The 22109-nt window shown below is 67.7% G+C and carries 20 protein-coding genes; 14 read left to right on the forward strand and 6 right to left on the reverse strand.

The window, feature by feature from the left end; all coding sequences use genetic code 11:
* Positions 1 to 195 precede the first annotated feature (195 nt).
* The 7 genes from lpxC (at position 196) to C0R46_RS07395 (ending at position 8663) form a co-directional block, all read left to right on the forward strand.
* Complete coding sequence (lpxC, locus tag C0R46_RS07365) at positions 196 to 1131, forward strand: UDP-3-O-acyl-N-acetylglucosamine deacetylase (RefSeq protein WP_198598280.1); 936 nt, start codon at positions 196 to 198, stop codon at positions 1129 to 1131.
* Positions 1132 to 1377: 246 nt separating this feature from the next.
* On the forward strand, positions 1378 to 2256 hold the full coding sequence (locus tag C0R46_RS07370; RefSeq protein WP_102959255.1) for an outer membrane protein assembly factor BamD: 879 nt from the start codon (positions 1378 to 1380) through the stop codon (positions 2254 to 2256).
* Positions 2257 to 2443: 187 nt separating this feature from the next.
* Positions 2444 to 4117 (forward strand): DNA repair protein RecN, encoded by a 1674-nt coding sequence (recN, locus tag C0R46_RS07375; RefSeq protein ID WP_102958948.1) that lies wholly within the window; start codon positions 2444 to 2446, stop codon positions 4115 to 4117.
* 123 nt (positions 4118 to 4240) lie between these two features.
* Complete coding sequence (ligA, locus tag C0R46_RS07380; protein ID WP_102958949.1) at positions 4241 to 6856, forward strand: NAD-dependent DNA ligase LigA; 2616 nt, start codon at positions 4241 to 4243, stop codon at positions 6854 to 6856.
* A gap of 202 nt (positions 6857 to 7058) precedes the next feature.
* Positions 7059 to 7556, forward strand: a complete 498-nt coding sequence (locus tag C0R46_RS07385) for a YbjN domain-containing protein (RefSeq protein ID WP_157944578.1) — start codon at positions 7059 to 7061, stop codon at positions 7554 to 7556.
* Positions 7557 to 7674: 118 nt separating this feature from the next.
* A complete protein-coding gene (locus C0R46_RS07390) occupies positions 7675 to 8370 on the forward strand; it encodes an AzlC family ABC transporter permease (protein WP_102958951.1) in 696 nt (231 codons plus the stop codon).
* Positions 8367 to 8663: an AzlD family protein gene (locus C0R46_RS07395; protein WP_102958952.1), complete on the forward strand. Its 297-nt coding sequence runs from the start codon at positions 8367 to 8369 to the stop codon at positions 8661 to 8663. The genes C0R46_RS07390 and C0R46_RS07395 overlap by 4 nt, the downstream gene beginning before the upstream one ends.
* 78 nt (positions 8664 to 8741) lie before the next feature.
* Here C0R46_RS07395 and C0R46_RS07400 read toward each other — a convergent pair whose 3' ends face one another.
* A complete protein-coding gene (locus C0R46_RS07400) occupies positions 8742 to 9749 on the reverse strand; it encodes a Tim44 domain-containing protein (protein ID WP_102958953.1) in 1008 nt (335 codons plus the stop codon).
* 169 nt (positions 9750 to 9918) lie between these two features.
* On the opposite strand from C0R46_RS07400, the gene C0R46_RS07405 reads away from it, so the two are divergent.
* Positions 9919 to 11121: an MFS transporter gene (locus tag C0R46_RS07405; protein ID WP_102958954.1), complete on the forward strand. Its 1203-nt coding sequence runs from the start codon at positions 9919 to 9921 to the stop codon at positions 11119 to 11121.
* On the opposite strand, the gene C0R46_RS07410 is transcribed toward C0R46_RS07405, so the two are convergent.
* A complete protein-coding gene (locus C0R46_RS07410) occupies positions 11094 to 11774 on the reverse strand; it encodes a DapH/DapD/GlmU-related protein (RefSeq protein WP_102958955.1) in 681 nt (226 codons plus the stop codon). The genes C0R46_RS07405 and C0R46_RS07410 overlap by 28 nt on opposite strands.
* Between C0R46_RS07410 and C0R46_RS07415 the strand changes: the two genes are divergently transcribed.
* The 3 genes from C0R46_RS07415 (at position 11773) to C0R46_RS07425 (ending at position 13631) form a co-directional block, all read left to right on the forward strand.
* Complete coding sequence (locus C0R46_RS07415; RefSeq protein WP_102958956.1) at positions 11773 to 12000, forward strand: hypothetical protein; 228 nt, start codon at positions 11773 to 11775, stop codon at positions 11998 to 12000. The two genes, C0R46_RS07410 and C0R46_RS07415, sit on opposite strands and share 2 nt — an antisense overlap.
* Positions 12001 to 12091: 91 nt before the next feature.
* Positions 12092 to 12679 (forward strand): SCO family protein, encoded by a 588-nt coding sequence (locus tag C0R46_RS07420; protein ID WP_198598282.1) that lies wholly within the window; start codon positions 12092 to 12094, stop codon positions 12677 to 12679.
* Between the two features lie 85 nt (positions 12680 to 12764).
* Positions 12765 to 13631, forward strand: a complete 867-nt coding sequence (locus C0R46_RS07425; RefSeq protein ID WP_425349874.1) for a 50S ribosomal protein L11 methyltransferase — start codon at positions 12765 to 12767, stop codon at positions 13629 to 13631.
* A 71-nt stretch (positions 13632 to 13702) separates the two neighbouring features.
* Here C0R46_RS07425 and C0R46_RS07430 read toward each other — a convergent pair whose 3' ends face one another.
* Positions 13703 to 13918, reverse strand: a complete 216-nt coding sequence (locus C0R46_RS07430) for a hypothetical protein (RefSeq protein WP_102958958.1) — start codon at positions 13916 to 13918, stop codon at positions 13703 to 13705.
* A gap of 236 nt (positions 13919 to 14154) precedes the next feature.
* Between C0R46_RS07430 and C0R46_RS07435 the strand changes: the two genes are divergently transcribed.
* Positions 14155 to 15981 (forward strand): aminopeptidase P family protein, encoded by a 1827-nt coding sequence (locus tag C0R46_RS07435; protein WP_102958959.1) that lies wholly within the window; start codon positions 14155 to 14157, stop codon positions 15979 to 15981.
* 104 nt (positions 15982 to 16085) lie between these two features.
* Here the strand turns inward: C0R46_RS07435 and C0R46_RS07440 are convergent, their stop codons facing one another.
* A complete protein-coding gene (locus C0R46_RS07440) occupies positions 16086 to 16559 on the reverse strand; it encodes a BA14K family protein (protein ID WP_157944579.1) in 474 nt (157 codons plus the stop codon).
* Positions 16560 to 16817: 258 nt separating this feature from the next.
* On the opposite strand from C0R46_RS07440, the gene C0R46_RS07445 reads away from it, so the two are divergent.
* Both C0R46_RS07445 and C0R46_RS07450 read left to right on the forward strand, forming a co-directional pair.
* Entirely contained in the window at positions 16818 to 17603 is a 786-nt protein-coding gene (locus tag C0R46_RS07445) for a nucleotidyltransferase family protein (RefSeq protein ID WP_245413463.1), read from the forward strand.
* Between the two features lie 44 nt (positions 17604 to 17647).
* The gene (locus C0R46_RS07450; protein ID WP_102958962.1) at positions 17648 to 18388 is read left to right on the forward strand and encodes a metallophosphoesterase family protein; all 741 of its coding nucleotides are present in this window, start codon (positions 17648 to 17650) and stop codon (positions 18386 to 18388) included.
* Between the two features lie 136 nt (positions 18389 to 18524).
* Here C0R46_RS07450 and C0R46_RS07455 read toward each other — a convergent pair whose 3' ends face one another.
* Both C0R46_RS07455 and C0R46_RS07460 read right to left on the reverse strand, forming a co-directional pair.
* Positions 18525 to 21008 carry a diguanylate cyclase gene (locus C0R46_RS07455; protein WP_102958963.1) on the reverse strand — a complete coding sequence of 828 codons (2484 nt, stop codon included), beginning with the start codon at positions 21006 to 21008 and terminating at the stop codon, positions 18525 to 18527.
* 195 nt (positions 21009 to 21203) lie between these two features.
* Positions 21204 to 22085: an aldo/keto reductase family oxidoreductase gene (locus C0R46_RS07460; RefSeq protein WP_102958964.1), complete on the reverse strand. Its 882-nt coding sequence runs from the start codon at positions 22083 to 22085 to the stop codon at positions 21204 to 21206.
* Positions 22086 to 22109 lie beyond the last annotated feature (24 nt).

Here is a 22109-nt window from a genome sequence, read left to right on the forward strand (position 1 = left end):
GAAAGCGTGATTTGGTTGCAACGCCTTGCTCACGTAAAAACCCGTGAGAAAGCAGGGGGTTTTCGGACCCGGTTGCGCTCAAGGGGGAGCGAGGCCGGGCACCAGCGAAACTTCTTTCCGGCACGGACGCCACGGATCATCCGGTTCGCGGCAAGTCCTTTTTCGGGCCGGTGGGAAAGGAATGGCAGAGTGTTGATGTACCAACAGACGATCGGCGCACAGATCGACTTCCACGGCGTCGGCGTCCATCGCGGCCTTCCGGTCTCGCTGTCTCTTCTGCCGGCCGATGCCGACACGGGCATCGTCTTCCACCTCTGCGACGCCAACGGCATCACCCACGAGATTCCCGCCGTCTCCACCAGCGGCGCCGCGATGGACCTGTCGACGATCATCGGCGACCTCAACGGCGCCCATGTCGCCACGATCGAGCATCTGATGGCGGCGCTCTACGCCATGGAGATCGACAACGTCATCGTCGCGATCGACGGCACCGAGACCCCGATCATGGACGGCTGCTCGGCTGCCTTCGTCGAGGCGATCGAGGAGGCCGGCATCCGCGAGCTGCGCGCCCGCCGCCGCTACATCCGCGTCCTGAAGCCGGTCCGCGTCGAGCTGCCGAACGGCGCCTTCGCCGAGTACCGCCCCCATTCGGGGACGCGCTTCGAGGTCGAGATCGACTTCCCGACGCCGGTGATCGGCCGTCAGGCCTATGCCATCGAGCTGTCGCCGGCCGGCTTCCGCCAGGAACTCGCCCGCGCCCGCACCTTCGGCTTCATGAAGGACGTCGAGCGTCTCTGGGCCTCCGGCTACGCGCTGGGCTCCTCGCTCGACAACTCCGTGGTGATCGGTGAGGACGGCCGCATCATCAATCCGGATGGCCTGCGCTACAAGGACGAGTTCGTCCGCCACAAGATGCTGGACGCCGTCGGCGACCAGGCGCTGGCGGGCGAGCGCATCCTCGGCTGCTACCGCTCCTATCGCGGCGGCCACAAGCTGAACGCGCTGACGCTGCAGGCGCTGCTCTCCGACCGCCGCGCCTACGAGATCGTCGAGGCACCGGCGCGCCGCCGCGAGCCGCTGCGCCACTCGCCGCTGGTCGCGGTCGCCGCCTACGGGCCGCAGACGCTCTGACTCCAGCGGCCTCGGCCGCTCGATTTTCCTGACGGCGCCCGTCGCGACCCCTTCGCGGCGGGCGTTGTCGTTTTGCCCGGCTGGTGACGACGATTGCCGCAACGAGCCGGATGACGTAGGGCACACCCGGCCGCCCGTTAGCCTGACGCCACAAAAAAGGCGTCTTAACCGCGCTTCAACCGTTGTCGGGGCCGGGGGGCTGACGTAGGAATGCGGGCCTTGGAAAGAGCAGGGGAAGCGCTGATCATGAGCAAGCTTTCGTCGTCGCGCGCCGCACCGTCGGTGCTGGCGCGGCTGGTGCTGGCAGGCCTTCTCGGCGGCAGCGCGTTGACGCTGTCGGGCTGCCTGTCCGGCAAGGACGACGACGTGGACGCTCTGGCGCTGGCTGCGCAGACCGAGCCCGCGGACGTTCTCTACAACCAAGGCCTTGCCAATCTCGAAGGCGGCCGGCTGACTGAGGCTGGCAAGAAGTTCGACGCCGTCGACCGCCAGCATCCGTATTCCGAATGGGCGCGCAAGGCGCTGGTGATGCGCGCCTTCACCAGCTACCGCAGCGGCGAGTATGACGAGGCGGTCAACACCTCCAAGCGCTACCTGTCGCTGTACCCGAACTCGGACGAAGCGGCCTACGCGCAATACATCATCGGCCTCTCCTACTACCGCCAGATCCCGGACGTCACCCGCGACCAGAAGTCGGCTGCGCGTGCCGCGGCGGCGATGCAGGAGGTGATCGACCGCTATCCCGACAGCGAATATGCCGAGGATGCGCGCTCCAAGATCCGCATGTCGCGCGACCAGCTCGCCGGCAAGGAGATGCAGGTCGGCCGCTACTACCTGGAGCGGCGCGAGTACATCGCGGCGATCAACCGCTTCAAGAATGTCGTCGAGAACTACAGCGAGACGCGGCAGGTGGAGGAGGCGCTCTCCCGCCTCACAGAGGCCTACTACGCCATGGGCCTGACCCAGGAGGCGCAGGCTTCGGCCTCGGTGCTCGGCCAGAACTTCCCGGATTCTCCGTGGTACAAGGACTCCTACGCCCTTCTGGAGAGCAAGGGCCTGCGCCCGAGTGCGCCCGGCGCCAGCTCCTGGTTCTCCGGCATCGGCAAGAAGATCACTGGCGCCTGAGCAAAGACCCGCCGGTGCCGCCGCAAGGTGGCGCCCTGCTGCGGCTCTCCGGCAAAGCCGGGCTTCGGTTTGATGCGAAAGGCGGTGGCACTGCGGTGCCGCCGCCTTTGCGTTTTCGGCGCCAGCGCCTATCTATGACGCCGCACCGGTTGCGTCAGCGCCACGCCGGGCGTAGCGACATCACGGCATGCTTGTTCACCTTTCGATCCGCGACATCGTCCTCATCGAACGTCTCGATCTGTCGCTGACCGGCGGGCTCTCGGTGCTCACCGGCGAGACGGGCGCTGGCAAGTCGATCCTGCTCGATGCTTTGTCGCTCGCCCTTGGCGGGCGCGGCGATGGCGGCCTGGTGCGCCACGGCGCCAAACAGGGCGAGGTCACCGCCGTCTTCGATCTTGCCGGCGACCATCCGGCGCGCCGGGTCCTGGCCGAGAACGGCTTCGAGGACGATGGCGACGTGATCCTGCGCCGCGTGCAGAGCGCCGACGGGCGCACCCGCGTCTTCATCAACGACCGGCCATCCAGCGTGTCCCTGATGCGGGACGTCGGTGCGGGGCTGGTGGAGATCCACGGCCAGCACGACGACCGCGCGCTCGTCGATCCGGAGGCGCACCGCTCCCTGCTCGACGCCTTCGGCGGCCTCCAGGCGGAGGCAGCTGCGACTGCGCGCGCCCATGCCGACTGGAAGAGCGCCGAGGCGGAACTGCGCCGCCACCGCGCCAAGGTGGAGGCCGCGGCGCGCGAGGCGGACTATCTCCGCGCTTCGGTGGAAGAGCTGTCCGACCTCGCGCCCATCGCCGGCGAGGAGGAGGAGCTTGCGGCGCGGCGGCAGGTGATGATGCGCTCGGAGAAGATCGCGACCGACGTTGCCGAGGCGCATGAGCAGCTCGCCGGCACGACCTCGCCCATCCCCGGCCTTGCGGGCCTCCTGAAGCGGCTCGATCGCAAGCGCGACGAGCTGCCGGGCCTTCTCGACGAGCCGATCGAGCGGCTGGATGCGGCACTCGATGCCCTCTCGGACGCACAGATGGGTCTGCAGTCGGCGCTGCGCTCGCTGGAATTCGATCCGCGCGCGCTGGAGGAGACCGAGGAACGGCTGTTCGCGCTGCGCGCCGCGGGGCGCAAGTTTGCCGTTCCCGTGGACGACCTGCCGGAGCTAACGGCGCGGATGATCGGCGATCTCGCCGAGGTCGATGCCGGCGAGGAGGCGCTGGGGCGTCTCGAGGCCGAGGTCGGACGCCTGCGGCAGGCCTTCGATGCGCTGGCGAGAGACCTTTCGGAGAAGCGCAAGACGGCGGCGCGGCTGCTGGAAGGCGCCGTCATGGCCGAGCTTCCGGACATGAAGCTGGAACGGGCCGCCTTCATCGTGGAGATGACGAGCGATCCCGAGACGCCCTCGGCGGCCGGCATCGATACGGTCGAGTTCTTCGTGCGCACCAATCCCGGCACGCGCGCCGGGCCGATGATGAAGGTCGCGTCCGGCGGCGAGCTGTCGCGCTTTCTCCTGGCGCTGAAGGTGGCGCTCGCCGACCGCGGCTCGGCGCCGACGCTGGTCTTCGACGAGATCGACACGGGCGTCGGCGGCGCGGTTGCCGATGCGATCGGGCGGCGGCTGGCGCGGCTGGCAGCGGGCGTGCAGGTGCTGTCGGTGACGCATGCGCCGCAGGTGGCGGCGCGCGCTTCGACGCATCTCCTGATCTCCAAGAGCGAGGCGGAGGCCGATGGCGAGCGCCTGGCGACACGGGTCGCCGTCATCGCGGAGGAGGGCCGGCGCGAGGAAATCGCTCGGATGCTCGCTGGCGACGTCGTCACCGACGAGGCGCGGGCGGCGGCGTCGCGGCTGATCGGCGCTGGAGCCTGAACTCGGCGTCACAATCGCGGCACGTCTCTGGACGGTGAGGCCGCGTTGCGCTTCCCTTAACGTTTCTCGGCGTTCTTACGCGCTCATCCTGAACCACGGCCCGAACGACGGAGCGGATACGGCATGGCGACAGCAGCGAAGGGCGCCGGCACGGCAGTCGACGCGCTGACCGAGGCCGAGGCGGCGGCCGAGCTGCAGCGGCTGGCCGCGGAGATCGCCGAGCATGACCGCCGCTACCACGGCGAGGACGCCCCGACGATCTCAGATGCCGACTACGACGCGCTGCGCCGCCGCAACCTTGCCATCGAGCAGCGCTTTCCGGCTCTCGTGCGCGCGGATTCGCCGAGCCTTCGCGTCGGCGCCTCGGCCTCGGCGAAGTTCGCCAAGGTGCGGCATGCCGTACCGATGCTGTCGCTCGACAACGCCTTCACCGACGAGGACGTCGCCGACTTTGCCCGGCGCGTGCGCCGTTTCCTCGGCCTCGAGGAAGACGCCAAGCTTGCGATCACCGCCGAGCCGAAGATCGACGGGCTGTCGCTGTCGCTGCGCTACGAGAAGGGCAGGCTCGTCTCGGCCGCGACGCGCGGCGACGGTGCGGTGGGTGAGGACGTGACGGCGAACGCCCTGACGATCGGCGACATTCCGCATCGCCTCAGCGGCACGCGGCCGGATGTCTTCGAGGTGCGCGGCGAGGTCTACATGACCCATGCGGATTTCGCGGCCTTGAACGAGCGGCTGGCGATGGCGGCCGAGCTGGTGCCGGTGGGGGACTCCGACGGCGAGACGCCGGCCGAAGGCGACGCGGCTGACGATGAGGCGCCGGAGGAGGCGGGCTCGGGGAGCGCCGAATCCACGCTCAGCCCGAAAATCCGGCAGTTCGCCAACCCGCGTAACGCGGCGGCGGGATCGCTGCGCCAGAAGGACCCGGCGGTGACGCGCGCGCGGCCCTTGCGCTTCTTCGCCTATGCCTGGGGGGAGACCAGTGCGCTGCCGGGCAAGACGCAGACGGAGGTGGTGCAGGCGCTCGATAAGATGGGCTTCCGCACCAACGTCGTGCCGCAGGACGGAAGGGCCGAGCCGCTGATGCAGCGGCTGGAGACGGTGGAAGGGCTGATCGAGCACTACCGGCTGATCGAGGCGCAGCGCTCCAGCCTCGGTTACGACATTGACGGCGTCGTCTACAAGGTCGATGACCTGTCGTTCCAGCGCGACCTCGGCTTCGTGTCGCGGGCGCCGCGCTGGGCGATCGCCCACAAGTTCCCGGCCGAGAAGGCCACGACGGTGGTGCGCGAGATCGTCATCAATGTCGGGCGCACCGGCAAGCTGGCGCCGCTCGCCAAGCTGCAGCCGGTGACGGTCGGCGGCGTCGTCGTCTCCAACGTCACGCTGCACAACGAGGACTATATTGCCGGGCGCGATGCCGACGGGCAGCCGATCCGCGGCGGCCGCGACATCCGCATTGGCGACACGGTGGTGATCCAGCGCGCCGGCGACGTCATCCCGCAGGTGGTCGACGTCGTGGAGGAAAAGCGGCCGAAGGGCGCCGAGCCCTATCGCTATCCCGATCATTGCCCGATCTGCCATTCCACCGCGGTGCGCGAGATCAACCCGCGCACCGGCCGGCTCGATTCGGTGCGGCGCTGCACGGCAGGGCTGACCTGCCCGGCGCAGGGAAAGGAGGGGCTGAAGCACTTCGTCTCCCGCAACGCCTTCGACATCGAGGGTTTTGGCGACATCTATGTGGAGGCGCTCTTCGATGCCGGGCTGGTGAAGCAGCCCGCGGACATCTTCCGCCTCGACTTCGAGGCGCTGAAGGAGGCCGTCGGCCGCCACCATCTGGCGCTGCGCGACGCGCGCGAGGCGGCCGAGAATGCCGAACGGGCGCAGCGTGGGCTGCCGCCGAAGGAACGCGGCAAACGCAAGGACTACGACTACACCACGGTGACGCAGAACCTTCTCGCCGCCATCGAGGCGCGGCGGACGGTGGCGCTGGAGCGCTTCATCTTTGCGCTCGGCATACCGGAGATCGGCGAAAGCTCGGCCAAGGCGCTGGCGCGCCATTTCGACGATGTTCGCGCACTGATTGCCGGGGTCGATGCGGCTCGCGAGGGCCAGCCGGGCGAGGACTGGGCGGAGCTCAGCGCGCTGCGCGGCATCGGCGGCAACACGTTTGAGCGGCTGATGAGCGTCGATGCCGCCAAGCTCGCCGACCCCGACTGGCAGCCGCTGCGCGACCCGAGCCTTGGCCTGAAGGCGAACCAGCGGGTCGCCCTGCGCGAGCGCTATGGCGAGGACGGCGCGGCTTTGCGCGAGGCGATCGCCCGCGCCGTGGGGCAGGCACCGGGCAAGGCCTTCCTCGACCTCACCGGCGACAGCGACATCGGGACGGTTGCGACGCTGTCGCTGATCCACTTCTTCACCGAGAAGCACAACTGTGAAGCGGTCGAAGCGCTGCTCGACGCGGGCGTGTCCACCACCAACGAGCGCGCCGCGCCGCCGCCGGCCTCCTCTCCGGTCGTCGGCAAGACGATCGTCTTCACGGGTTCGCTGGTGCGCATGACCCGGGAGGAGGCAGGGGCCATGGCCGAGAAGCTGGGGGCGAAGGTTGCCGGCTCCGTCTCGCGCAAGACCGACCTCGTGGTGGCGGGGCCGGGCGCCGGGTCCAAGCTCGCCAAGGCGACCGAATTCGGCGTCGAGGTGATCGACGAGGATGCCTGGTTCGCGCGGATTGGGATGTAGGGCGCCCGGCTGTACGGGCGGCTCTGCGTGACCGCCCGGCTGCGGCGGGGGGAGGCGATAGCGGACGCCGCGGCTGGCCGCCTGTCGTCACGCACCGGTCGGTTGGGATAACGGCGACAGAGGCGCGTTCCGGCCCTGCGCCGGCCTATACCGATCACGGCGGAAATGCTCTATGAATGATCGCCACCTTCGGAGACGATCGATGAGCTACCGAATCCGCGTCGCCGCCGCCGCTCTCGGCGCGGTTCTCTGCACCAGCCTTGCCGCAACGTCGCCCGCGTGGTCGGCCGATGTGATGTTCGATCAGAACACCGAGCCCGAGCGCATTGCCGAGTCGCTGCGCGGCTTCGGCTCGGCCGTGGTGGAAAAGGCCGAGAATGGCGCGCCGATGATCCGGGGACGGATCGAAGGGACCGGCTATGCGGTCTTCTTCTACCAGTGCAACGACGATCAGGCCGCCTGCAAGTCGATCGGCTTCTATGCGGCCTGGGAGGGCGTCACGGCCACTTCGGAAGCGATCAACCGCTGGAACTCCAACCGGCGCTTCTCGCGCGCCTATATCGACGACTCGGGCAATCCCGCGGTCGAGATGGACATCAACCTCTATGGCGGGGTCACCGTCGCCAATTTCGAGGACACGGCCGACTGGTGGAAGATCGTGATCGGCACCTTCCGGAAGGAAGTCATCGACGCGAAGTAGGGGGCGCGGCATACGGCCCTGATCTGCCAGCCCCGCGCGTCTCGTCGGCTATACGGCCGGCGAACCAGTTGATATTCAGCGTGCTGCCGTTCCCCCGCCGTTCGCTGAAAGCTGTCCCTTGCCGATCGATTACTCCGCCGAAGTCCGCGCGGCGCTTCGGCACCTGCTGCCTGTCGCCATCGCGGTTGCCCCGTTCGGGGTGCTCTATGGGGCGGTTGCGACCGGCCGCGGACTGAGCATCATGGAAGCGGTCGGCTTCTCGGTATCCGCCAATGCCGGGGCCAGCCAACTCGCGGCGCTGGAACTGATCGGCGTCGGATCGCCGATCCTGGCGGTTGTGCTCTCGGTCTTTGCCATCAACTTCCGGCACGTTCTTTATTCTGCTTCAGCCGGGCGACATCTCCAGCGTTTCTCGCCGCTGCAGAAGGCGGTCGCCTTCTACTTCCTGACCGATCCGAGCTTCGGCGCGGTCGAGGCGCGGGCGCGGGACCACGTCGTCACCAGGACCTACTTCTTCACCTACGCCCTCAGCCTCTATGCCGTTTGGATCGGCACGTCGCTCGCCGGCGCCGTGTCCGGCGACTTCATCGACGATCCCAAGGCGTTCGGCATCGACGTCATCCTGCCCGTCTACTTCCTGGCGCTGCTGATGGCATTTCGATCGCGCAGCCTGTTCTACCCGGTCGCGCTGGCGAGCGCCTTCGTCTCGACCGCTGTGTATGTGATCTTCGGGCCACCCTGGCATGTGACGCTCGGCACGCTGGGCGGCGTCCTGGTGGCTGTCGTGGCGCCGCTTCGCGGGCCGGCGGAATGAGCGACCTCTGGGTGATCATCCTCCTCTCCGGGCTCCTGACCTATGTCACCCGGATCGGCGGCTATCTCATCGTTGCCCGTGCGGGCAAGTTGTCACCGCGTATGGAGGCGGGCCTCAACGCCGTGCCGGCGGCGGTGCTGACGACGATCGTCGTGCCTTCGCTCGTCGACGGCACCTGGGCGGAGCGGTTGATCGTGCTCGCCTGCCTCGTCCTGTCGCTCCGCCTGCCGCTGATCGGCGTGATCGCGATCGGCGCAGGCGCGGCGGCACTGGCGCATGCTGCGGGATATTGAGGCGCCATCGAAGCTTTGCCGCCGAAGATCGAGCCGGCCTGTCGCCGGCTCGATGCTGTACGTCCGACGGCGCGCCGCTTACGCCTCCTGGATCGCGGACAGCGTCCAGGCCGTGCCGGGACGACGCACGAAGGTCCAGAGTTCGGTCGTCTCGCTCGGCTCGGCGCTGGCGCCGGCGGCGATGCGACCGGTGGCGCGGTCGCGCATGACGTCGACCGAGGAATAGCGCATCGCGACGGTGGCATAGTCGCGCCCGTCCTCGTTCCAGGCCTCGGCGACGTCGCCCTGCAGGAGCTTCACGTCCGAGACCTCGTTGCGCAGGCCGTTGGTGGCGTTCTCGCCGAGCTCCTCGGCGAGGTAGGACATCATCTCCGGCGTGGTGATGCGGCGCAGTGCCCCATAATCCTCTCGGCCGAATGCGTCCTGCACCTCAGCGAGCATGCGCTCGAAGGTGTCGAGGTCACGTTGGGTGATGCCGATCTCGTCGGATTGGCCCGGCCGCGCCGTGGACGCTGCCGCCGCGGCGGCGGGGCCAGCGTTGGAGCGGCTGCCCGAGCCGATCGAGGGAATGCGGAAGCTGCCCTGGCCCGCCGGTGCGCCGCGCGGCGCATCCTGCCCGCTGTCGCGATAGGTCTGGCCGGCGCCCGCATAGGCCGGCGCCGAGCGGCGACGGAACAGCCGCATCAGGAACATCGCGGCGACGGCAATCAGCGCGATCTGCAGGATCATGCCGAACAGGCCGGCCATGCCGCCGAAGCCGCCGCCGAACAGGAGACCGATGAGGCCGCCGATGGCGAGGCCGCGCAGGAGCGAGCCGCCGAAGCCGTTGAAGAAGCCCGGCCGCTGCGGCGTGGCAGAGCGGTTGGCGAAGGAGCCGGTCTGATTGCCCGTGCGCGGCGTCATCGAACGCTCCAGCGGCGCAGACTGGGTCGGCGCAGTGCGGGTGACCGGCGCGCTCTGGAAGGTGCGCGAGCCGCGGCTGCCGAAGCTGCCGCCGCGCCGTGCCTCGGCAAAATCCACGCCGACGAAGCTGAAGGCGAGGAAGAGGCAGGTGAAGAGCGTGCCGAGACGCAGCGACGAAGTCATGGGTGTCCTCCCGTTGATTTTGCCTCCATATGGGAACGCGGGCGCGCCCGTGCGAGAGGGTGGCGAGTGCGATGGCTCACGAAGCGACGATCGCGAACACTGCGTCGCACTTGGAAGGGCGGCGCAGCCGGCCTATCAACGCGGACCCTTCGATCCGGAGCTTTCCCCCATGAGCACCGAACACGTCATGCGTCGCGGCGGCGAGGGCGTCGCTGCGGCCGGTCTCGGCAGCCTTCTGACGGTGCTGATCGCCACCTGCTGCGGCGCGCTGGCGGCGAACATCTACTACGCGCAGCCGCTGATCGCGCTGATCGGCGACAGCGTCGGCATGGCGCGCGCCTCCGAGAGCGCGATCGTGACGGTGTCGCAGATCGGCTATGCGATCGGGCTGTTGCTGCTGGTGCCGATCGGCGACGTCATCGACAGCCGGCGCCTGATCATCGCTACCATGGCGGCGAACGTGCTCAGCCTCATCTGCATGGCGGCGGCGCCCGGCGCGGCGCTCCTCTTCGCAGCCATGGCGATCGTCGGCGTCACCTCAGCTGCGGCGCAAATGCTGGTGCCGCTCGCCGCAAGCCTCGCGCCGCCCGATGCGCGCGGACGCATCGTCGGGAACGTCATGGTGGGGCTGCTGCTCGGCATCCTGCTGGCGCGGCCCGTCGCGAGCTTCCTCTCGGGCTATGTCGGCTGGCGCGGCGTCTTTGCCTTGTCGGCGGGACTGATCACGCTGCTCGCATTCGCTTGCCTGCTGTGGCTGCCGAACCGGCCGACCGCGCCGCGGCAGAGCTATGCCACGCTGATCGCCTCGCTCGGGCGGCTGTTCGTGACTCAGCCGGTGCTGCGGCGCCGCGGCTTCTACCATGCGGCGATCTTTGCATCCTTCTCGATGTTCTGGACCGGCGCGCCGCTGATCCTGCTTCGGCCGCCCTTCGAACTCTCCTCCAACGGCGTCGCGCTGTTTGCCCTGGCGGGGGTTCTCGGCGTGCTGGCCGCGCCGGTCGCCGGGCGCTTGGCGGACCGGGGCCATTCGCGCCGGGGGACGATTCTAGCCATTGCGACGGCAATCGGGGCCTTCGCGGTGGCGATCCTCGGGCAGAGCCACATCGCAGCGCTGGTCGCGGCCGGCATCCTGATCGACCTCGGCGCGCAGGCCAACCTCGTCATCGGCCAGCGCGAGATCTACCAACTGGATCCGGCGCTGCGGAACCGGCTGAATTCCATCTACATGACGATGTTCTTTCTCGGCGGCGCCGCGGGCTCCGCGCTGACGAGCCCGGTGCTGGAGAGCTTCGGCTGGCCCGGTCTCTGCATTCTCGGCATGGCCTTCCCGGCAGCGGCGCTCGTCTACCTCTTCGTGTCCGAACCGCGCTGACGCGCTTCCCAGCGGTCGAGGAAGGCCTCGATCGGCAGCGCCTGCATGTCGGGGACGGCCTCGAACAGCGTCTCGTGCGGCCAGTCCCACCAGGCGAGGCGCTCGATGCGCGCCGCGACGGTCATATCAAAGCGCGGGCGCAGCAGACGGGCCGGGGCGCCTGCCACAATGGTGAAGGGGGCAACGTCCCGCGTCACCACCGCGTTGGCGCCGACCACCGCACCGTTGCCGACCGTGACCCCGGGCATGACGACGGCGCCATGGCCGATCCAGACGTCATGGCCGAGCGTGACGCTCGCGTCGCGCCGGCGCTCGCGAAAGGCCTGATCGACGCCGAGATAGCGGAAATACTCGTTCGGCCGATAGCTCAGCTTGTGCGTGGTCAGCCGCTCGATGGGATGGGCGAGGGCGTTCAGACGCACATTGGCGGCGATCGAGCAGAAGCGACCGATCGTGGTGTAGATCGCCTCGCCCTGGCGCTCGAAATAGCTGAAATCGCCGACGCTCGTCTCCCGCAGGATGGTGCGCGGGCCGATCTCGACATAGCGGCCGAGCTTGACCTCCTTCAGCTCCGCGCTCGGATGGATGCGCGGCTCCGAGGAGCGAAAGCGCAGGTCCTCCTCGGGAGCTTCGGGCGGACGGGACGGCGACATGGCGGCTCCGGCAGGCTGGCCGGCGACGGCGCTGGCGCAAGGGCATGCAGAGGCCTATAATCCGGCCATGTCGGATGCCGCAAATCGCACCCTCCCCGTGCTCGGGATGACTGTCGGTCTCGCCGCGCTGGCGCTGGTTGCCGGGCTTGCCGTCTGGGGCTGGGCCGCGCATGGCGAGACCATCTTCATGCAGCTTCTCCAGGACGGTCTGCGCACCTGCCTGTGAGTTCGGGTGACCGCGGCTTGCCTTGCGTGGCCTGGCGGTGGATAGGCTGCGGCCGTCCTCAAGTCCTACGGAGACATCGATCATGAGCGGCCTGTCGGCTGTCCGCGTCGCCCTTTGGGCGATCGTCGCCCTGATGCTCGGGGCCGCGATCGCGCTGTTCGCCGTCGGGCGGACCAGCAATACCGGCGGAGGCGAGGGGGCCCCTTACGGCTCGGGCTTCAGCCTCGTTGACCAGAACGATCAGCCGGTGACGGAGGCGGTGCTGCGCGACGGCACGCCGGCGGCCGTGTTCTTCGGCTTTACCCATTGCCCCGAAGTCTGCCCGACGACGCTGTTCGAACTTGCCGGCCACCAGAAGGCGCTGAAGGACGAAGGCAAGGTGCTGCAGGTCGTGTTCGTCAGCGTCGATCCGGAGCGCGATACGCCGGCGGTGATGAAGGACTACGTCTCGGCGGTCTCCCCTGACATCAAGGCGCTGACCGGCAGCCCCGAGGCGGTCTCCACCATGGCAAAGGGCTGGGGCGTCTATGCCCGCAAAGTGCCGCAGGGCGACAGCTACACCATGGACCACACGGCGACGGTGTTCCTGATCGACGGCGAGGGCAAGCTCGCCGGAACGATCGCTTATGGCGAGAACCCGGACACCGCCCGCCAGAAGCTGGAGCGGCTGACCTCCTGAGGATTTGGCGATCCTCGTCATGGACGGCGGAAACGGTCGGCGCACCGGCGCGATGCGAAGCAGCACGGAAGGTATTCTCATGAGCGTGACGCAGACGCGCTATTTTCGGCGCGGTTCGCAGGCCGAGGCCCAACGGCTGTTCTCGGTGCTGGAAAGCGCCTTCGAAGACGAGGGCGCGCCGATCGCGATCACCGAGATCGACGAGGCCGCGGACGTCCACGAGGTGTCGATCTATCTCGACACGCGCGAGGGCGACCGGCGGCACGAGGTCGAAGCGGTGCTCGGCGATGCCGCGGTCGGGCTCGAGCAGGAGCAACTGCCGGACATCGACTGGATGGCGCAGGTTCTGGCCGAGCTGAAGCCGGTGCGGGCCGGGCGCTTCCTCGTCCATGGCTCGCATGATCGCGGCGAGGTGGCGCCGGGAGACCTATCGATCGAGATCGAGGCGGGCCAGGCCTTCGGGACCGGACATCACGGCACGACGGCCGGGTGCCTCGAGATGATCGAGATGCTGGTGTCGCGCCGCCGCATCGGCAAGGCGCTCGACCTCGGGACGGGAAGCGCGGTGCTCGCGATCGGCATCGCCAAGCTCGGCGGCATCCCCGTGCTGGCAACGGATATCGATCCGGTGGCGGTGGAGGTCGCGCAGGGGAATGTCGTGCTGAACGGCGTTGCCGATCTCGTCGAGACAGCGGTCGCAACCGGGTTCGATGCGCCGGCGATCCAGGCGGCGGAGCCGTTCGACCTCATCGTCGCCAATATCCTGGCCGGTCCGCTGATCGATCTCGCGCCGGCCTTCGGCGATCATCTGGCAGAGGGCGGCGACATCGTTCTGTCCGGCATTCTGACGACGCAGCGGGATGGCGTCCTCGCCGCCTTCGACGCGGCGGGGCTCATCCACCGCGAGACGTTCACGCGCGGCGAGTGGGTGACGCTGCACCTGACGCGCTGAGGCAGGATCAAAACGCAAAGCGCCGGCCACATCGCTGCAGCCGGCGCCCCAGAACTGGAACTGTTCGAGCGTCAGTTGCGCTCGGGAAGGCGCGGCTCGAAGAGCGAGTTGCGCTCGAAATCGGACGCCGGGCGGCCATCGGCATCAACAAGGTTGAGAACGCTGGCGACGTAGCGCCGAGCCTGGCGCTCGCGCGCTTCGATGACACGGTCGTATGCGGTACGGAACATGCTCTGCCTGCGGGTCGCGGGGCGTGCCCCGAGTTCGGTCATGGTGGTGGTGGTCATGGCTGGCTCCAGAATCGGCTTTGCGTCAGCCCTCCCAATGGCTTGCAATATGGCGGCCCCGGCCGGGCCGAGCCACCCTGCCAGGCGCATAGGTGAATCCCGCATATTGCAATGCACAAATCCGCTGGCGTCATACGCCGTTAACGTTGGTGCGACCTTGCGCTAAACCGGTCGCCGACCTTTCGCAGCGGAGTGGCCGGCGGGTTGCTTCGGGCGAGCGAACAGAGTGGTACGGCATGTTCCAGAGCTTCGACGAGATCACCGACTTCAGCCGCAGCGCCATGCGCGTGGCGCAGCTGCGTGCCGGCTTCGCGGAGGCCGGTATCGACGGCTTCCTCGTGCCGCGCGCCGACGAGCACCAGGGCGAGTACATCGCGCCGTCGGCGGCGCGGCTGCAGTGGCTCACCGGCTTCTCCGGCTCGGCCGGCATGGCGCTGGTGCTCGCCGACAAAGCCGTGATCTTCGTCGATGGCCGCTACACGCTGCAGGTGCGCTCGCAGGTGGACCTCAGCGTCTTCACCCCGGAAAGCTCGGTCGAGATGCCGCTGGCCGAGTGGCTCCGCCAGAACGCGAGCGGGCTCAGGATCGGCTTCGACCCGTGGTTGCATACGCTGGGCGAGGTGCGGGCGCTGCGGCAGGCGCTGGAATCGACCGGCGGCGCGCTCGTTGCGCTGAAGGCCAATCCTGTCGACCGGATCTGGAACGAGCGGCCGGCGCCGCCGAAGGGCGCCGTCAGCGTCCAGCCCGAGGCGCTGGCGGGCAAATCCGCGGCCGAGAAGCTCGCCGAGCTGCAGGCGGCGATCGGCGAAGGCGGCGGCGACTATGCCGTCCTCACCGATCCGTCCTCGGTGGCCTGGACCTTCAACATCCGCGGCAGCGACGTCTCGCACACGCCGCTGCCGCTGTCCTTCGCGCTGATCGGCCGTGACGGCCGGCACAGCCTGTTCATCGATCCGGACAAGCTGGACAGTGCAGCGACGGCGCATCTGAGCGCGCTCTGCGAGCTCGCAGCGCCCGAGGCGTTCGAACGGGTGTTGCGGAGCGCAGCGAAGGGCGCGCGCGTCCTCCTCGACCCGAGTCTCGGCGCCGACCGGATCGCGGCGCTCGTCACCGAGGCCGGCGGCACCGTGGTGGAGAAGCCCGATCCGGCTCGCGTGCCCCGGGCGCGCAAGAACGAAGCGGAGATCGCGGGCTCACGCGCCGCGCATCGGCGCGACGGCGCTGCAATAACGAGCTTCCTCCACTGGCTGGACAACCAGACGCCGGGCAGCGTCACCGAGATCGAGGCCGCGGAGACGCTGGAAGCCTTCCGTGCGCAGGCCGCGGAAAAGGACGGAATGCCGCTGCGCGACGTGTCCTTCGACACAATCGCCGGATCGGGGCCGAACGGCGCGATCGTGCATTACCGGGTCAATCGCGAGAGCAACCGGCCGCTTGGAGCGGGCGAGCTTTTCCTGATCGATTCGGGTGCGCAGTACCAGGACGGCACCACCGACATCACCCGCACCGTGCCGATCGGCACGCCGAGCGAGGAGATGCGGCAGCGCTTCACGCTCGTGCTCAAGGGGATGATCGCGATCGCGACAGCGCGCTTCCCGAAGGGCACGCGCGGGGTCGACATCGACGTGTTGGCCCGCATCGCGCTGTGGAAGGCGGGCCTCGACTATGCCCACGGCACCGGCCATGGCGTGGGTGCCTACCTCGCCGTCCATGAAGGGCCGGTCTCCATCTCGCGGCGGGGCATGGCGGTGATCGAGACCGGCATGATCCTGTCGGACGAGCCCGGCTACTACCGCGAGGGCGCCTACGGCATCCGTATCGAGAACCTGATCCTGACACAGGCGCCGAGCCCGATCGAGGGTGGCGACCTGCCGATGCACGCCTTCGAGACGCTGACCTTCGCTCCGATCGACCGGCGGCTGATCGTGCCGTCCATGCTGGAGCGTAGCGAGCGGCTGTGGATCGACAATTACCATGCCGAGGTGCGGGCGCTGCTCACGCCGCTTCTGGAGTCCGCCGCGGCCGAGTGGCTCGGCGCGATGACGCAGCCGCTGGAGGGGTAGGGCGTCCCGCCCTCACGGCTTCGGCTCAGCGGTTTCCGTGACAGCAAAGGGCCGGCGGATCGCTCCGCCGGCCCTTTGTCGTGTCGGATGAAGGGTCGCCAGCCTTAGCGGCAGAGACGACGGGGGCCGCTATAGGGCTGGTACGTGCCCGAGCGGGCGTCGAAGGAGCGATACTTCGAGGCGCAATAGCGATACCAGGCGCGGCTATAGGGACGCGGCGCCGCATAGTAGCGTGGGCCGCTGTTGGCGATCGCCGCACCGACCCCGAGACCGATGATTGCGCCGGCGATTGCGCCGCCATGATTGTGATGATGGCGCCGGTAATAGTGGCGGCCGTAGTAGCGGTTGTGGTGACGGCGCCACCCGTGCCGGTTGCCGCGCCAGTGCCGGTTGCCGCGCCAGTGGCGATTACCACGCCAGTGACGGTTGCCGCGAAAGTGGCGGCGGCCATCGAAATGCTGCGCCTGCGCTTCCGAGACGCCGATCACGGGAACACTCGACGGCACGGCGGCAGGTGCTGCCGAGAAGGCGAGGGCCACCGCCAGTACCTTCACGCCTAATGATTTGAGAAATCGCACACGAACCTCCTGACCTTTGAGCTGTTGGAAAGTGAACCAGTGCAGGCCTGAACGGTTCCTGAACAAGCGGTAACCTTTGCCGTGACAATCTAGACGCGACTGATGGATTTGCGGCCGCAGGCAGCGCAGGCCTTGGGCTGGCGGGTAACCGAGCAGGGAGTGACGGAACCCGTCGCGGGATCAGTCGTTAGCCGCAGCGGCCATTCCGGCCCTGGATTCGCCTGCTGAATGGTCCATCACGTTCCGCCCGAAAGCCCCATGAGCAACCCGGTACCGGCGTTCGACGCCAAGGCGGCGCCGATCCACCGCAATCCGGAAGCCGAAGAGTTCTACGCGCTCGCCATCCGCGAACTGACGGATATGGGGATTCCGTTCCTGCTGGCCGGCACCTATGCCGTCAGCGCCTATACCGGCATCTCCCGCGAGACCAAGGATCTCGACATCTTCTGCAAGGCCGGCGATTACCCGCGCATCCTGTCGCACTTCAAGGAGCTGGGCTACGCCATCGAAGTCGAGGACGACCGCTGGCTTGGCAAAGTGTTCAAGGGCAAGCACTTCTTCGACGTCATCTTCGCCTCCTCCAACGGCACCATGCCGGTGGGCGACCCCTGGTTCGAGCATGCTCGCGAGATCGAGGTCTTCGGCAGAGCGGTGCGGATCATCGGGCCGACCGAGCTGGTCTGGTCCAAATGCTTCATCCAGCTGCGGCATCGCTATGACGGTGCGGACGTCGCCCACACGATCCTGAAGGCGCATGGCGAAATCGATTGGCAGCGCCTGCTCGCCTATATGGAAGTACACTGGGAGGTGCTTCTGACGCATCTCCTGAACTTCCGCTGGATCTATCCGACCGAGCGCGATGCGGTGCCCGCCTGGCTTCTTGACGAACTGCTGGAGCGGCTCGACAAGCAGCGCGATCTCCCGGCGCCGCAGATGAAGATCTGCCGCGGGCGGATGTTCTCGCGCATCGACTACGAGATCGACGTCAAGGAATGGGGCTTCGGCGATGTCGGCGGGGAAGGCGAACTGCGCAGCGACCGCTAGGACTGTTCAAGCTCTGAAGGGATCTGGAAGGAGGATGCCGCGGCATGGCTGATGAGGGTGTTGTGGCCGAAGAGAAGGCGACGCTGACCGTCGCGGCGATCGGCGACCTGCATGTGAAGGACGATCATTCGGCGCCTTATCGCGAGCTGTTCGGCGAGATCTCGCGCGAGGCCGACGTGCTCGTCATCACCGGCGATCTCACCGATCTCGGCAAGCCGGGACAGGCGAAGATCCTCGCCGAGGACCTGCGGGCCTGCTCGATCCCTGTGGTGGGCGTACTCGGCAATCACGACTTCGAATGCGGCTGCGTCGAGGAGGTGACTTCGATCCTGAAGGATGCCGGCGTCCGGCTTCTCGACGGCGAAGTGACGGAGGTCGACGGCGTTTCCTTCGTCGGCGTCAAGGGATTTGCCGGCGGCTTCGGCTCCCGCATGCTCGGCTCGTTCGGCGAGCCGGCCATCAAGGCGATGGTGGCCGAGAGCGTCAGCGAGGCCATGCGGCTGGAGAACGCCATGCGCCAGGTGCGAACGCAGCGCGCCATGGTGGTGCTGCACTATGCGCCGATTGCCGAAACGGTTGCCGGCGAGCCCCTGGAGATCTTTCCGTTCCTCGGCTCGTCACGGCTTGCCGAGACCATCGACCGCTTCAAGGTCAGCGCCGTCGTGCATGGCCATGCCCATTGTGGTGCCTTCTCCGGCCACACGCCCGGCGGCGCGCCGGTCTACAATGTCGCGATGCATATCGAGAAGCCGAGCGGCAGGCCTTACGCACTGCTGGAGATCTGATTCGGACCGAGGCTTGCCCGCGAGTGCCCGCTGTCGGCCTTCGGTGGCGTGGCGTCTGCGCAAGCGCGTCGATACGGCAGCGCCACCCGGCACCGGTGAATGATCTCCGGGCCGGAAGCAGCGCCCCTTTGCGGCGTCAGGCGAGGCGTGCCCGCGGCCCGGCAGCCGGCTGAGCGGTCTGCGCGCCGTGTCCATCGCTGGATGGTGTGCCCAGAGCAGAAGCCGCAACCCTGCTCCGGGTCTTCCGGTCGATATGGTGCGAGACCAGGATCGCCAGTTCGGAGAGGAGTTCCACCTTGTCCGCATGCAGCGGCTGGCGCGGCGCATCGTCGGCCACGCAGAAGGCGCCGAGCGGCATGTCCGTCGCCGGATCGACGACCGGTGCTCCGAGATAGAAGCGGATGCCGCCGCTGCTGATGGCGAAGGGATTATCGGCAAAGCGGGGGTCGGTCATCGTATCTGCGACCATCAGCGGATCCTCGCCCACAATGGCGTGGGTGCAGAAGCTGACATGCCGCGGAATGCGGTCGACCTCCAAGCCATGCCGGCCGATCAGCACCACCTCATCCTGCTCGACCAGTGAGATGAAGGCCTGCGGCGTGTCCAGGAGTTCGGCCGCGAGCCTCGCAAGGCGGTCGAGATCCTCGTCCGGACCGAGAGTGCCCGCGCGCTTCAGGCTCTCCAGCATGGCCAGGCGCTCCAGCTCGTCCGAACGCAGCGGGGCTTTCTGCTCGCGTGCGGCGAGATCGCTGAACGAGATGATGCGATTGCGGCCGAAGCGCTTGGCCTCATAGAGGAACTTGTCCGCCGCGGAGATGATGTCCTTTTCGCATTTTTCGAGATCGTCGTCCGCGCAGGTCGAGGTGGCACAGCCGGCGCTGATCGTGGCGATCCCGCCGCAGGCTTCATTGCCCTCGTGCTCGATTTCGAGGGCATGGATGGCAAGCCTGATCTTCTCGGCGACATGCCGGGCGCCGGCCTCGTCGGTGCCGGGCAGAAGGACGGCGAATTCCTCGCCGCCATAGCGGGCGGCCAGATCAGCCGGGCGCAGGACCGAAGCGCCGATGGCTGCGCCGACGCGGCGCAGGCACTCGTCGCCTGCCGGATGCCCGTAGCGATCGTTGTAGGCTTTGAAGCGGTCGACATCGAGCATGATCAGCGAGACGGGCGTGCCGTCTCGGCTGGCGCGGCGGATCTCCGTCGCGATGGTCTCGTCGAACCGCCGGCGGTTGGCGAGGCCGGTCAGCGCGTCCGTATGCGCCAGTTTGGCCAGCGCGGCATGGGCTGCGGCGAGCTTCAGTTCGGCAGCCTTGCGCTTGGAGACGTCACGCAGCACCACGACGAAGGTATTGTCGTCAGCGACGAAGCTGTAGCGCCCTTCGATCCAGACGAAGTCTCCCGACTTGTGGCGGAGCCGGTAGGTCGCCTCGGCCGCGGTGGAGGTATCCCTTCTTGCAATCTCCACGATGCGACTGACCGCAGGCCAGTCCTCGGGATGGATGATCTCGCGCGTGGATTTGCCGATGAGTTCCGCAGGGTCGTAGCCCAGAATGGGCCGGCAGGCTGGCGAGATGTACTGGCGAACGAGGTCCGAGTTGAGCTGCATGATGACGTCGGTCGCATGGTCCGCCAGCAGGCGGTACTTGGCCTCGCTCTGGCGCGTCACGACCTCGGCCGCGCTGCGGCGGTCAGCCTCCCGGCGCATCACGAGCCAGAGCCCGGCCGATAGAAGACAGAGAACGGCAAGAAAGCCGCCCAGGACGGCGGCGCGATTGCGCCAGGCCTCGTAGATCCGGTCCTCTGCGATCGCCACGTCCAGGATCAGCGGCAAACCCTCCACATGCTGGAAGCTGTAGTAGCGAAGGACGCTGTCGATCGCGGATTTGCCAGAAAATGAGCCGGCCGGCGACGTCATGAAGCGGGCGACATTCGGGGTCTTGGACAGATCGCGGCCGATCTGATCGGCGCTATAGGGACTGCGCATGACCAAGACGCCGCGGTCGAGAAAGACGTTGATTGCGTCTTCGGGATCGATATTGGCGCGCTCGAAGAGGTGCCTGAAGTAGATCAGCCGCATGGTTGCGACAACGACGCCGGCAAACGAACCGTCGGAGCGGCTGATCCGCCGGCTCAGCGCGATGACCTGATCCTCGCCAGTCAGGCGACGGAAGAACGGCTCGCTGATGTAGAGGCCGACATCTGCGCGGTCGCGATGGATCTGGAAGTACGATCGATCGCGGAAATTGTCCTGCCGCGGCGGCAGGCTGCCGGCATCTTTGACGACGTTGCCGTTCTCGTCGAGGATCAGGATGCTTCCCAGCGTCCCGTCGCCGAGTTCGCCATCGAACATGATCGATTGCTGCAGCGCTGGGGAAAGGGCAGCGATCGCAGGATCCTGGTAGTGCGCAATGACTGCGCGCAGCGACATGTCGTAGGAGTTGATGTGACCGGCGATGTCGGCCGACAGCGTGGCAAGCAGGTTGCGTGCGCCTAGCTGTGCCTGCTCGAACCGGTCCTGCCTCAATTCCAGAAGGGCCGATACGGCAGCTGCGCAGAAGCCGGCAATCAGAAGGCCGATAGCCGCAGCGGTGAGCGTTGAGCGCCTGATTTTTCCAGTCATGCCGTCCACCGCTGCCACACCGAAGGGTGCGAAGGTCTGCAGAGATCACGGCGGGAGACTAGAATTTACGACTTCACAAGAGCTTACGATCGCCGGTTGATAGCCTCACACGTCGACCGCTGCGACATCATGGCGCAGCGATCGGACTTCAACCACGGCAGGGAGAGCGCCGCGAAGGCCTGCCCGGCCAACGCCTCAGGCAGCTTGATCGGCGCTGCCGATGCCGTTCAGCTCCGCCATCGCATCCTCCGGCAGGTCCAGCTCCGCCGCGGCGAGGTTCTCCTTCAGATGCGCAACCGACGAGGTGCCGGGGATCAGCAGGATATTGGGCGAGCGGCGCAGCAGCCAGGCGAGGGCCACCTGCATCGGCGTGGAGCCGAGGCGTTCGGCAACGCCCGAGAGGGTTGAGGACTGGAGCGGCGAGAAGCCGCCGAGCGGGAAGAACGGGACATAGGCGATGCCGTCCCGCGCGAGCTCGTCGATCAGCGCGTCATCATCGCGGTGGGCGACGTTGTAGAGGTTCTGAACGCAGACGATCTCGGCGATCTTTCGGCCTTCTGCGATCTGCGACGGCGTGACGTTGCTAAGGCCGATATGGCGCACCAGCCCTTCCTGCTGCAGTTCGGCGAGCGCGGTGAGGGGCGCCTCGATGGAACCTTCGCTCGGCGCGTGGACGTCTCCCATGATGCGCAGGTTCACCACCTCCATGGCCTCCAGGCCGAGATTGTCGAGGTTGTCGCGCACCGCCTGGCGCAGCTCTGCGGGCGAGGCGGCGGGCAGCCAGGAGGCGTCGGCACCGCGGCGGGCGCCGATCTTGGTGACGATGACGAGATCGTCGGAATAGGGCGACAGCGCCTCCCGGATCAGCTTGTTGGTGACATGCGGCCCGTAGAAGTCGCTGGTGTCGATGTGGTTGACGCCAGCTTCCACGGCGGCGCGCAGGACGGCGAGCGCGGCGGCCTGGTCCCTGGGCGGGCCGAAGACGCCGGGGCCAGCGAGCTGCATGGCGCCATAGCCGAGGCGATGGACGCTTCGCGTGCCGAGAGTGAAATTGCCGGATTGTTCGAGGCTGGCCATGACGGGCTCTCCTGTTAGGTTCGA

The organism is Mangrovicella endophytica, assembly GCF_002893625.1.
In the GTDB taxonomy this organism is placed as follows: Bacteria; Pseudomonadota; Alphaproteobacteria; order Rhizobiales; family Rhizobiaceae; genus Mangrovicella; species Mangrovicella endophytica.